Origin of the sequence: Streptomyces roseoviridis, assembly GCF_039535235.1 — a bacterium.
Taxonomy (GTDB): domain Bacteria; phylum Actinomycetota; class Actinomycetes; order Streptomycetales; family Streptomycetaceae; genus Streptomyces; species Streptomyces roseoviridis.
Window position 1 is genome coordinate 5,338,013 of record NZ_BAAAWU010000001.1, and the last position, 12,112, is coordinate 5,350,124.

Consider the following 12,112-nt stretch of genomic DNA (forward strand, 5'->3'; position numbering starts at 1 on the left):
CCGGGCGAGCCCGGCCTAAACGCGTCGGAGCGGCGTGCGCCGCGCCCGCGTGCGCCGCGCCCGGGCCGTCGCGAAGCCGCCCGCCGTGAGGAGCAGCAGCGCGCCGCCGACGGTGAGCAGCCAGACCGGGACGCCGCCGCCGACCGTCCACAGGCGGTCCTTCCAGATCACCTCGCGGTACGGGGTGTCGGCCGCCGCGCGGACGAGTTCGTGGTCGCCGTCGATGCGGGCGGGCTCGGGGAAGGACTGGTCGAGGGCGGTGAGGTAGACGGGACCGGGGCCGGTGAGCCGGGCCAGGGCGCCCTCCGGCTCGTCGACGGCGCCCGCGAACCGCACCTCGGGGCGGTCGCCGCCGATGCTGCCCTCCGGTTCCATCCGGTGGTCGGCGAGCACGAACAGCCCGAGGGACTGCGGGGTCTTCGCCAGCCGGGACAGCCGCATCGGATACACGGGGGTGTCGTTGCGGAACGTGATCGCGAGCGGGTCGAGGGCGCCGTACAGCCGCTCGCCCGTCTTCTCGGGGGCCAGGCGGACGGCGACGTACTCCCACTTCCGGTCGACGTAGGGGCGCAGTTCGGTGGCGAGCCGGTCGGAGAGCCGGAAGCCGTTGCGGCGCAACCAGTCGCCGAGCGCGTCCGGGTCGGTGGCGGTCAGCCGGGCCACGTCGAAGGGGCCGAGCCGCTCGCGGCCGACGACGCCGACTCCGGGTCCGCCGTCCGTCCCGGGCATGGCGCCCGCGCCGTCTGCGTCGCCGGCGGAGAAGGGCCAGTCACGGCCGCGCGGCCAGAAGTAGTGGCGGGTCCTGCGCTCGGGCGCGGTGAGCCGGTCGAGTTGTCGGAAGAGTTCCGGGTCGCCGAGGGTGACGTCGGCCCGGCGCGGCACCGGCATGATCCAGGCGGCCTCCTCGGCGTCGCCGTGCACGGTGAGGCGCATGACGATCTGCTCGGTGCCGGTGCGCGCGTCCCAGTGGACGGCCGAGGTCTCGCGGTCGACGCCGATGCGTGCCATGCCGTCGGTGACCATGGCGCCGCAGCCGCACGCGTACGCCGGCGCGACGAGCGAGCCGAGCTGGAGCGCGAGCAGCGCGACGAACAGGGCCAGGAGCCGGCGCGCCCGGCGCGTTCCGTGGTGTCCGTGCGTTCGGTGTGTCCCCCGCATGCCTGCTCGGACGCGCGAGCGGATCTTCCGGTTCCCCTCGCGCGCCCCGACGCGGTCCCGTGACGGGTCGTCCTACGCCACCCTGACCTGGAGTTCCTTGATGCCGTTGAGCCAGGCCGCCCGCAGCCGGCGCGGGTCGCCCGCGAGGGTCAGGTCGGGCAGTTCGTCGGCGAGCGCCTCGAAGATCAGCTCGATCTCCTTGATGGCGAGGGACTTGCCGAGGCAGAAGTGGGGCCCGCCGCCGCCGAATCCGAGGTGAGGGTTCGGGTCGCGGGTGATGTCGAAGGTCTCGGGGTTCTCGAAGACCTCGGGGTCGTTGTTGGCTGAGGAGTAGAAGAGGCCGATCCGGTCACCCTTGCGGATCTTCTGCCCGCCGAGCTCGGTGTCCTCGGTGGCGGTCCGCTGGAAGGACACCACCGGGGTCGCCCAGCGCACGATCTCCTCGGCGGCGGTCGAGGGCCGTTCGCGCTTGTAGAGCTCCCACTGGTCGGGGTGGGTGAGGAAGGCGTGCATGCCGTGGCTGATGGCGTTGCGGGTGGTCTCGTTGCCGGCGACGGCGAGCAGCAGCACGAAGAAGCCGAACTCGTCGGAGGAGAGGTTGCCCTCGCCCTCGGCGGCGACCAGCCGGCTCACGATGTCCTGGGCCGGGCACTGCTTGCGGGCGGCGGCCAGGTTCATCGCGTAGCCGATGAGCTCCATCGCGGCCTCGGCGCCGATCTCCTCGGTGATGGCGTACTCGGGGTCGTCGTAGGCGACCATCTTGTTCGACCAGTCGAAGATCCGGGCCCGGTCCTCCTGCGGTACGCCGATGAGTTCGGCGATGGCCTGGAGCGGCAGCTCGACGGCGACCCGGGTGACGAAGTCGAAGGCGCCGTCCGGTCCCGCCGAGGCCCGCGCCTCCTCGACGACGGCGCGGGCACGGCTGCGCAGCGCGTTCTCCAGGCTGCGGACGGCACGCGGGGTGAAGCCGCGCTGGACGATCTGGCGGACCCGGGTGTGCTCGGGCGGATCCATGTTGAGCATGATCAGCTTCTGGACCTCGATCTGGTCCCGGGTGATGTGCTCGTTGAAGCGGATGACGGCGGTGTTCTCGTGGGAGGAGAACAACTCGGGCCGGGTGGAGACGTACTTGACGTCGGCGTGCCGGGTCACGGCCCAGTAGCCCCCGTCGGCGAAGCCGGTGACGCCGGGGGGCTGGGCGCACCACCAGACGGGAGCGGTGCGCCGGAGCCGCGCGAACTCCGGGTGGGGGACGCGGCCTTGGAGCAGGTCGGGGTCGGTGGCGTCGAACCCTTCGGAGAGGTGGGGGCAGGACATCGGCAACACACTCCATTATCTGATGGGGCATCAGAAGATGCGGCCGTCGGCCCCGGAAAGGTAATAACGAGTTCTACAAGTAGCAAGGAGAACGGCGGGAACTGTTGCGTCCCCGACCCTTGCGTACCGGCGGTAGCAGTCATAAGACTGCACGGAGAACTAGAACGCGTACTAGTTCTCTGACTAGTGCTCGTACGAGTGTCACGTGACGTCGACCGGTGCGGGTGCCGGGACACCCCGCCGGGCGAGGAGAGGACGAGCTCATGGCCGCGGAACCCGTCGTCGTCGAAGCCGTACGCACCCCCATCGGCAAGCGCGGAGGCGCGCTCGCCAACCTCCATCCCGCCTACCTCCTCGGCGAGACCTACCGCGAGCTCCTCGGCCGCACCGGCATCCCCGCCGACTGCGTCGAGCAGATCGTCGGCGGCACCGTCACCCACGCCGGCGAACAGTCCATGAACCCCGCCCGCACCGCCTGGCTCACCATGGGCCTGCCGTACGAGACCGCGGCCACCACCGTCGACGCCCAGTGCGGCTCCTCGCAGCAGGCGAGCCACATGGTGGCCAACATGGTCGCCGCCGGCGTCATCGACATCGGCATCTCCTGCGGCGTCGAGGCGATGAGCCGGGTGCCGCTCGGCTCCGGCTCCAAGCACGGGCCGGGCAAGCCCTTCCCCGACGAGTGGAACGTCGACCTGCCCAACCAGTTCGAGGCCGCCGAGCGCATCGCCCGCCGGCGCGGCCTCACCCGCGAACGCGTGGACGCGCTCGGTCTGCTGTCCCAGGAGCGGGCCGCCGTCGCCTGGTCCGAGGAGCGTTTCAAACGCGAGACCTTCGCCGTCCAGGTGCCCACCACGGAGGAGGAGCAGGCCGCCGGGCAGGGCATGTGGCGGCTGGTCGACCGCGACGAGGGGCTGCGCGACACCAGCATGGAGGCGCTGGCCCGGCTCAAGCCGGTCATGCCGACCGCCGTCCACACCGCCGGGAACTCCTCCCAGATCTCCGACGGCGCCTCCGCCCTGATGTGGGCCTCCAAGCGCATGGCCCGCGCCCTGAAGCTCCGCCCCCGCGCCCGGATCGTCGCCCAGGCCCTCGTGGGGTCCGACCCGCACTACCACCTCGACGGGCCCATCGACGCGACCCGGGCCGTCCTCGGGAAGGCCGGGATGTCCCTCAGGGACATCGACCTCGTCGAGATCAACGAGGCGTTCGCATCGGTGGTGCTCAGCTGGGCGCAGGAGTTCGACCGGGACCTGGACGGACTGGAGAAGGTCAACGTCAACGGCGGCGCGATCGCCCTCGGCCACCCGGTGGGCGCGACGGGGGCGCGGCTCGTCGTGACGGCCCTGCACGAGCTGGAGCGCGCGGACAAGGAATTCGCCCTGATCACGATGTGCGCGGGCGGCGCGCTGGCGACGGGCACGATCATCCAGCGGCTGTAGGTCCAGCCGGGCTGCGGGGGGACGCGGCCGGGCGGCGGGGGACGCGGCCGGGGAGCCGGCGGGCGCCGCCGCGGACCCGCCGGGAAACGCCGCGGACCGCCGGGAAACGCCGCGGACCGCCGGGAAACGCCGCAGGCCCGTCGGGAGACGCCGCGGGCCCCGCCGGGAAACGCCGCAGGCCCCGCCCCTCCGAAGGGAGGGCGGGGCCTTGCGGCGCGGCTGGGGGTGTTGCTCAGTACCAGCCGTGGGTCTGCCAGAAGTTCCAGGCGGCGTTCGGGGAGCCGTAGCGGTCGTTCATGTAGTCGAGACCCCACTTGATCTGCGTGGCGGGGTTCGTCTTCCAGTCGGAGCCGGCCGAGGCCATCTTCGAGGCCGGCAGGGCCTGGACCAGGCCGTAGGCGCCGCTGGAGGAGTTGGTGGCGGTGTGGTTCCAGCCGGACTCGTGCTCGACGATCTTGCTGAAGGACGCGAACTGCGACGGCGGCACGATCTTTCGAGCGATCTCCTGCGGGGTGGCGGCCGAGGCCGTACCCGTGTTGCCGAGCACCGCGCCCGAGGCGCCGATGAGGACGGCGGCGGAGACGGCGAAGGTCTTCTTGCGGGAGACGGCGCGAGTGGCGATCGAGCGGAACAAAACGTCATACCTAACGTCGGGGACATGGGGTGCGCCGGGCGTTTTCGGCATGCCGGAACCAGGGCCCGGGAGTCCCGGGAACTGGGGGGAACCGGCCGGCCGTGGTGCTGCGACGAGCACCGGCTGCCTGGCGACGTCCACCAGAGAAGCAAACCCGGCAGGGCCGCGCAATCACCCCCGGTACGAGGAAGGTTCGGACTGGGAGGGGGTGCGCGGGAGCGGGACAGGGGGTCCAGGGGGGCGCCACCTGTGCAGGTCAGCGCCCCCTATGGGGTGATATGGGAGAAACGCCCACCGCTACTATTCCGTGTCGTACGTGACCTGGGTCCTATGAGGGGCCTCACCCCGGAGCCCCTTTCCGGGAGCCTCGAATGTGACCTGGGCCTCGAAGTTCGCGCGGCGCGTGGCCCGCCGCAGCGCCCGCAGCAGCGGTCCGCCCACGGTCAGCGTGAGGACGACGGTGAGGACGGCGCGCCCGAGGTCCCAGCCGAGGGAGGTGGCCACGACGAAGGCCAGGAAGCGCACCAGGTTCTCGTGCGCCGGGGCGCCCGGCTGGAAGGAGATCCCGAGCTCCATGCCGCCGACCGTCACCCACCCGTACAGATTGGTGACCGTGCCGTACGCGAACGCCGCCACGAACCCGTACGCGGACAGCATCCACAGCTCCCCCCGGCCCCCGGCGCGGCCGACGCCCCGGTCACGGCCCGCGCCCGGCAGCAGCCCCGCGCCCATCGAGAACCAGCCCATCGCCAGCATCTGCGTCGGCATCCACGGACCAACCCCGCCCGTGAGCAGCGCCGACGCGAACATCGTCACCGCGCCGAGCACGAAGCCGAAGCCGGGGCCGAGGACCCGGCCGCTCAGCACCATCAGGAAGAACATCGGCTCCAGGCCGGCCGTCCCGGCACCGAGGGGCCGCAGCGCCGCCCCGACGGCGGCGAGCACCCCCAGCATCGCCACCGCCTTCGCGTCCATCCCGCAGTCGGCGATCGTCGCGACGACGACGGCGATGAGGAGCGGCAGCAGCAGGGCGAAGAACCACGGCGCGTCGGCCGCGTGATCCGTAACGGCCGAACCGGCGTCGGCGAAGAGCGGCCAGCCGACGGCGAAGAGACCGACGACCGACACCAGGACCAGGGCGGCGACCGAACGGGGTCCCAGCCGGATGGGCCGCGGCGCGCGGGCGCTCGTAGGGGCACGGCGGGTCGGGGTCATGCGCGCAGCGCCTCCTCGACCTGCTCCACCGTGAGCCACGGCTCCGGCGCGAGGATCTTCGCGACCTGCGGCGAGAAGGCGGGCGAGGACACCACGACCTCGGCGGTCGGGCCGTCCGCGACGACCTCACCGCCCGCGACGACCACCACACGGTGCGCGAGCTCGGCCGCCAGCTCCACGTCGTGCGTCGCCAGCACGATCGCGTGCCCCTCGGCGGCGAGCACGCGCAGCCGCGCGACCAGGCGGGCCTTCGCCGCGTAGTCCAGGCCGCGGGTCGGCTCGTCCAGGAGGATCAGGGGCGGCCGGGCGGTCAGCACCACGCCCAGCGCGAGGGCGAGCCGCTGCCCCTCGGACAGGTCACGGGGATGCGTCTCGTCCGCCACGCCCGGCAGCAGCTCCGACACCAGCGCCCGGCAGCTTCCGGGCGCGGCCCCCGCGTCCGCGTCGGCGGCCGCGCACTCCGCCGCCACCGTGTCCGCGTACAGCAGGTCCCGCGGCTCCTGCGGTACGAGTCCGACCTGCCGGATCAGGGCGCGCGGGTCCGTCGTGTGCGGGGTGAGCCCGGCGACCCGCACGCTGCCGGACGTCGGCGTGATCATCCCGACCAGCGTTCCGAGCAGCGTCGACTTCCCGGCACCGTTCCGCCCCATCAGCGCGACCGTCTCCCCGGCCCGCACGGCGAGCTCCACCCGCCGCAGCGCCTCCACCCGCCCGCGCCGCACCCCCAGGGCCCGGACCTCGACGAGGGGCTCGGCGGCGGATGCGGCGGCGGGTACGACCGCGGACCGGCCACGCCACCGCCCGAACCACGACAGCGCCCCGCCGCCCGGCCGGCCGGCGGCCGCGTCCAGCCCTGCCGCGGGCGCGGGCGCAGGTGCAGGTGCCTGCGCACTCGCACTCGCCGGAGATCCCGCGCCCGTACGCGTACGCGTCCCCGCACCCGTCGAAGACTTCGTACCCGTACGCGTCCCCGCACCCGCCGGAGATCCCGTACCCGTACCCATACGCGTCCCCGCACCCACCGCAGACCCCACACCTTCGCCCGCGAGCCGTTCCCGCCCCGCCAGCCGGGCCTTCAGCGGGCCCGCCGCGCGCCGCGCGTCCCGTACCGACAGGGGCAGGGGGTCCCAGCCCGCCAGGCGGCCCAGGGAGACCACGGGCGGCCGGACCGGGGAGACGGTCATGACCTCGGCCGGCGGGCCCATGACCGCGTCCGGGAGCAGGAGGACCTGGTCCGCGTACTGCACGACCCGCTCCAGGCGGTGTTCCGCCATCAGGACCGTCGTGCCCAGGTCGTGGACCAGGCGCTGGAGGACGGCCAGGACGTCCTCGGCGGCCGAGGGGTCGAGGGCGGAGGTCGGCTCGTCGAGGACGAGGACCCTGGGATGAGGGGTGAGCACCGAGCCGATCGCGACCCGCTGCTGCTGCCCGCCCGACAGCGTGGCGATCGGCCGGTCCCGCAGATCGGCGAGCCCCAGCAGGTCCAGCGTCTCCTCCACCCGCCGGCGCATCACGGCGGGCGCGAGCCCCAGCGACTCCATGCCGTACGCCAGCTCGTCCTCCACCGTGTCGGTGACGAAGTGGGCGAGCGGGTCCTGCCCCACCGTGCCGACCAGGTCGGCCAGTTCGCGCGGCGGATGGGTGCGGGTGTCGCGGCCGTCCACGGTCACCCGCCCCTTCAACGTGCCGCCGGTGAAGTGCGGGACGAGCCCGGACACCGCCCCCAGCAGCGTCGACTTCCCGACGCCCGACGGCCCGACGAGCAGCACCAGCTCGCCCTCGGGCACGGTCAGGTCCACGCCGTCCAGCGTGGGCGCGGACTCGCCGTCGTAGGTCACCGAGACGTTCTCGAAGCGGATCACGGGCGAGCACTCTCCTTGCCAGGCCCCGCGGGCACGGGGGCCACGAACGCGGGCAGCAGCCCGATCAGCACGGACGCCGCCGGCCACAGCGGCAGCTGGGGCGCCTCCAGCGGTACGACCCCGGGCCGCAGCGCGTCCGGCGCCACCGACCCCGCCCAGATCATCGCCACCGCGACGACGACCCCCGCCCCGGCCACCAGCCAGGCCCGGGCACCCCACCGGTCCGGCCGGTAGCGGGTGCGCGCCGCGCGCCGCCCGCCGAGCCGCAGCCCGGCGACGGCCGCGAGGAGCCCCGCCGCCAGCAGCGGAAGCCCGTAGGAGGCGCCCTGCGCGGCGAGCAGCCCGTACGAGCCGGCGCACACCCCGAGCAGCCCGCCGAGGGTGAGCACGTGGGTGGTGCGCCGTACCGAGGCCGGCACCCGCGCCGTACGGCCGTAGCCGCGCGCGTCCATGGAGGCGGCCACCGCCACCGACCGCTCAAGCGCGCCCTCCAGGACCGGCAGGCCGATCTGGAGCAGGGCCCGCACCCCGCCGGTCGGCCGTCCGCGCAGCCGGCGGGCGGTCCGCAGCCGGACCACGTCGGCGACGAGGTTCGGGGCGAAGGTCATCGCGACGACCACGGCGACGCCCGCCTCGTACAGGGCGCCGGGCAGCGACTTGAGCAGCCGCGCCGGGCTGGCGAGCGCGTTGGCCGCGCCCACACAGATCAGCAGGGCCGCCAGCTTCAGCCCGTCGTAGACCGCGAACACCACCTGCTCGGCGGTGACCCGGCCCCCGATCCGCACGCCCTGCGCCCACGAGGGAAGCGGCACCTCGGGCAGCGTGAACAGTTCGTACGAGCCGGGGATCGGCGAACCGAGCAGCAGCGAGAACACCACCCGCAGGGCCACGACGAACAGACCCAGCTTCACGAACGCGCCGTACGAGCGGGCCCAGGGCGCGTCCGTGCGGCGGGCGGCGACGACATAGCCGGCGACGCCGACGATCAGGCCGAGCAGCAGCGGGTTGGTGGTGCGCGAGGCGGCCACGGCGAGGCCGAGCGACCAGAGCCACCAGGCGCCGGGGTGCAGGGCGTTGGACCGGTTCGCCTCGGGCGCGCGCAGCCGTGCGAGCGAGGTCATCCGCGGCGGCGGCGGGCCTGCCAGACACCGGCGGCGCCGAGGAGGAGCACGGCGGCCCCGCCCGCGACGAGCCCGACGGACGGCCCGCCGCCGGAGTCGGTGGTGGACGCGCCCCGCGCGGGCGTCCTGGAGGGGGAGGCGGGGGACGAGGCGTCCGCCCCGGTCTTCGGCGGCTCCGTGCCGGCGTCCGCGACCTGCTCCCCGCAGCCCTTCGCCGGATACCCGGCGATCCCGCACAGCAGCGCCTTGGAGTCGTACCGCAGCGGTTTAACGACCGCCGCGAGCACCTCCGCTGCGGTGGCGTCCTCGCGCACCTGCGGGCAGCCGGTCCGCAGCGCCGGGGCCGGCGGCGTCTCGCCGGGCGGGGCGTCCTCGGGGCGGCCGAAGTCGATGACGACCGCGACCCGCTTGCTGCCGTCCTTCGCGGCCACGCCGGAGCAGAGGCCGGCGAAGTCGGGCGCGGCGGAGGGCCGGGCGGCGTCGCTGGAGTCGCGGCTGACGGCGAAGCGGAAGCCGATGGTGTCGCCGTCGGCCGGGCGGGCGGTCGCCGGGCCCTGCGTGGCGTAGCCCCACGTCGCGCCGCCCCGGGCCTCCCAGAAGGACCAGTAGCGGTAGCCGGCCGCCTCGGCGGGCGTGGCCGCGGCGAGCAGCATCAGTCCCGCCGCGGCGCCCGCGGCCAGCCCGTTCCTCACTTCTTGCGGCCGCTCAGGAGGAAGCCGATGCCGACGCCGACGACCATGCCGATGCCGATGATCCACCACACGTCGAAGCCGGACTCGTCCTCGTCGGCGCCGGCGGACGCCTGGGAGTTGTCGGGCGCCTTGGGGGCGGGGCCGGTGGCGTTGAGCTGTTCGAGCAGGTCGACGGTGCCGAAGCTGCGCGGGTCGGTGTCCATGGCGTGCGCGGCGAAGACCAGCTGGGCGTAGGCGGCGGGGCCGCCGCTCCTGGCCCAGGCGGCGGCGTTCTTCTCCAGCCAGGCGAGCGCGCCGGCGGCCTCCTTCTTCGCCCCGGCGGCGGCGAGCGCGACGACGGCGTCGGCGGTGTTGCCGTAGTCGGGCTGCGCGGCGGTCTCGGTGGCGCCCGGCATCGGCGGGGTGACGAGGTGGCCGGACGTGGCGAGCCGGGCGGCGAGGTAGGAGGCGCCGTTGAGGGCGGCCCGCTCCGCGGTCGGCTTCGGCAGGTCGGTGCAGGTGACGGGCTGCTGGGGCTGGGCGCCGCGGGCGGTGATGCCCTTGCCGAGGCCGGCCAGGGTGGCGGCGGCGGTGGCGTCGGCGTTCGCGAAGAGCTTGCCGGTCTTGTCGGGCTGGTAGGCGAAGGCGCCCCCGTCGCCCTTCGCCGCGGAGGAGCCCGCGGCGGCGCCGTCCTTGGCGGCGGGGTCCGCGCAGGGCAGCGCGAAGGTGAGGAGGGCGTCGTACGGGCTCTTGCCGCCGGCGGACTTCACGTCGGCGGGCCGGACGCCGGAGGACGCGAAGGCGCTGATGACGATGGAGGTGGAGTTGGCGTCGCTGGCGCCGCCGGGGACGTAGCTCCAGCCGCCGTCCTTGTTCTGGACGCTCTTCAGCCAGGCGGCGCCGGCCTTGGCGGCCTTCTCCGTCTTCGCCGGGTCGGCGGACTGCCGCTTCACGGCGGTCAGCGCCTGGACGGCGACGGCGGTGGCGTTGCTGTCGAGCATCGTCTTGGCGTCGCAGGGCTTGGCGGGGTCGGGGCGGTAGGAGGCGAAGGCGCCGTTCGCGCACTGCTGGCCGAGCAGCCAGTCGACCGCCTGGTCGGCGGGCTGGATGCCGGAGGTGCGCTGGGCGAGGAAGGCGAGTGACTGGCGCCAGACGCCGTCGTAGGCCGGGTCCGAGGTGCCGTAGAGGCCGGCGGGGATCTTGGCGGGGGAGGGCGTCGGCGAGGGGGCGGCGGTGGCCGCTCCGGCGACGGAGGTGCTGAGCACGGCACCGGCCGCGAGTGCGGCGGCCGCGCGGCGAACGCTGATCATGGGTCCCTCTCCTGCGGGCACCGGACACCGGCGCCCCCACGGGCCCAGCCTCCGGCGCCGTGTTCCTCGACGGTGCCGGCGCTCACGTCCCGTACCGGGCGGTCCGACTCCACGCCCAGGGGCGTGTCACGGTTGCGGGGTCAGTGCCGGATTCCCACCGGCTTCCCCCTGTACGGGCATGACGACGGTCGCCCACTCTACCGGCCGGTCACCCGCCGCCCCCGGAGCCGTACGTCACACCGCTCCCGGCGCACCGCCCCCTCAGGCCACTTTGCTCACACCGCTCAGACCGCCACGTACGCCACCGGGTCCGTCCCCGCAACCGGCTCCGCCCGCCCCCGCTTCACCAGGTGGCGGACGTGGGCCTCGGCCTCGCTGACGGCGATGGTGCGCGAGCCGTGCGGGATGCGGTCCCAGGGGCGGTTCCACTCCATGCGCTCGGCGAGCTGCCACGGGGTGAGGGGGACGGCGAGCAGGGCGAGCAGGCCGGTGAGGCGTTCCTCGTGGTGGGCGAGGAGCTCGCGGACCCGGCCGGCGGCGTCGGGGAAGGCGTGCTGGTGGGCGGGGAGCACCTCGGCGACGCCGAGGCGGCCGACGCGCTCCAGGGAGCCGAGGTAGTCGCCGAGGGGGTCGGTGACGGTGGCGTCGTCGGGGTCCTCGTACAGCCCGATGTGCGGGCTGATGCCGGGCAGCAGGTGGTCGCCGGAGAAGAGCCGGCCGTGTCCGGGGAGGCCGGCCGGGTGGGCCTCCTCCAGGTGGAGGCAGACGTGGCCGGGGGTGTGGCCCGGCGTCCACACGGCGCGCAGGCGACGTCCGGCCAGGTCCAGGAGCTCGCCGGGGACGATCTCCCGGTCGGGCAGGGCGGAGCGCAGTCCGGGCAGGGTGCGCATCCGGCCGGCGGCGCGGGCGGCGAGCAGCGGGGCGGTGTGCTCCTCGGGGGCGCCGACGGCGGCGAGCTTGCGGGCCAGGTAGTCGAGCCAGCTGCCGGGGGCGGAGTCGCGGGTGCGGCGGACGACGGCGATGTCGGCGGCGTGCATGGCGATCCAGGCGCCGGACTCCTCCCGGACCCGGCCGGACAGTCCGTGGTGGTCGGGGTGGTGGTGGGTGACGACGATCCCGTGGACGTCCCGGGCCCCGAGCCCCAGGGCGCCGAGCCCGGCGGTGAGCTCGGCCCAGGAGTCCGGGTCGTCCCACCCGGTGTCGACGAGCACGGGCCCGCGGGCCGTGTCGAGGACGTGGACGAGGGTGTGCCCGAGGGGGTTGTCCGGAATGGGCACCCGCAACGACCAGACGCCCGCGCCGTGCTCGGTCACCTGCGTCATGGGCAGCCTCGTCTCCGCGTACCGGTACGGCCATTGCCCACTATAACGAGAACTGGTATC

10 protein-coding genes are annotated in these 12,112 nt (G+C 74.5%); 1 reads left to right on the plus strand and 9 read right to left on the minus strand.

Annotation, left to right across the window (positions count from 1 at the left end; genetic code table 11):
• Window positions 1-15: 15 nt before the first annotated feature.
• Both ABD954_RS24100 and ABD954_RS24105 read right to left on the minus strand, forming a co-directional pair.
• Complete coding sequence (locus ABD954_RS24100; protein WP_345488757.1) at window positions 16-1,158, minus strand: DUF2330 domain-containing protein; 1,143 nt, start codon at window positions 1,156-1,158, stop codon at window positions 16-18.
• 72 nt (window positions 1,159-1,230) lie between these two features.
• Window positions 1,231-2,475, minus strand: a complete 1,245-nt coding sequence (locus tag ABD954_RS24105) for a cytochrome P450 (protein ID WP_345488759.1) — start codon at window positions 2,473-2,475, stop codon at window positions 1,231-1,233.
• 263 nt (window positions 2,476-2,738) lie between these two features.
• On the opposite strand from ABD954_RS24105, the gene ABD954_RS24110 reads away from it, so the two are divergent.
• Complete coding sequence (locus ABD954_RS24110; protein WP_345488761.1) at window positions 2,739-3,917, plus strand: steroid 3-ketoacyl-CoA thiolase; 1,179 nt, start codon at window positions 2,739-2,741, stop codon at window positions 3,915-3,917.
• 232 nt (window positions 3,918-4,149) lie between these two features.
• Here ABD954_RS24110 and ABD954_RS24115 read toward each other — a convergent pair whose 3' ends face one another.
• The 7 genes from ABD954_RS24115 to ABD954_RS24150 form a co-directional block, all read right to left on the minus strand.
• Window positions 4,150-4,551 carry an aggregation-promoting factor C-terminal-like domain-containing protein gene (locus ABD954_RS24115; RefSeq protein ID WP_345488763.1) on the minus strand — a complete coding sequence of 134 codons (402 nt, stop codon included), beginning with the start codon at window positions 4,549-4,551 and terminating at the stop codon, window positions 4,150-4,152.
• 300 nt (window positions 4,552-4,851) lie between these two features.
• Window positions 4,852-5,766 carry an ECF transporter S component gene (locus ABD954_RS24120; RefSeq protein WP_345488766.1) on the minus strand — a complete coding sequence of 305 codons (915 nt, stop codon included), beginning with the start codon at window positions 5,764-5,766 and terminating at the stop codon, window positions 4,852-4,854.
• The gene (locus ABD954_RS24125) at window positions 5,763-7,628 is read right to left on the minus strand and encodes an ABC transporter ATP-binding protein (RefSeq protein ID WP_345488769.1); all 1,866 of its coding nucleotides are present in this window, start codon (window positions 7,626-7,628) and stop codon (window positions 5,763-5,765) included. The genes ABD954_RS24120 and ABD954_RS24125 overlap by 4 nt, the downstream gene beginning before the upstream one ends.
• Window positions 7,625-8,749, minus strand: coding sequence for an energy-coupling factor transporter transmembrane component T (locus ABD954_RS24130; RefSeq protein ID WP_345492434.1), 1,125 nt, complete (start codon window positions 8,747-8,749; stop codon window positions 7,625-7,627). The genes ABD954_RS24125 and ABD954_RS24130 overlap by 4 nt, the downstream gene beginning before the upstream one ends.
• Window positions 8,746-9,402 carry an SCO2322 family protein gene (locus ABD954_RS33660; RefSeq protein WP_382745821.1) on the minus strand — a complete coding sequence of 219 codons (657 nt, stop codon included), beginning with the start codon at window positions 9,400-9,402 and terminating at the stop codon, window positions 8,746-8,748. The genes ABD954_RS24130 and ABD954_RS33660 overlap by 4 nt, the downstream gene beginning before the upstream one ends.
• 35 nt (window positions 9,403-9,437) lie before the next feature.
• Complete coding sequence (locus tag ABD954_RS24145; protein ID WP_345488771.1) at window positions 9,438-10,730, minus strand: SCO2321 family membrane protein; 1,293 nt, start codon at window positions 10,728-10,730, stop codon at window positions 9,438-9,440.
• A 284-nt stretch (window positions 10,731-11,014) separates the two neighbouring features.
• Window positions 11,015-12,052 (minus strand): Strvi_7410 family MBL fold metallo-hydrolase, encoded by a 1,038-nt coding sequence (locus tag ABD954_RS24150; protein WP_345488773.1) that lies wholly within the window; start codon window positions 12,050-12,052, stop codon window positions 11,015-11,017.
• Window positions 12,053-12,112: the final 60 nt, after the last annotated feature.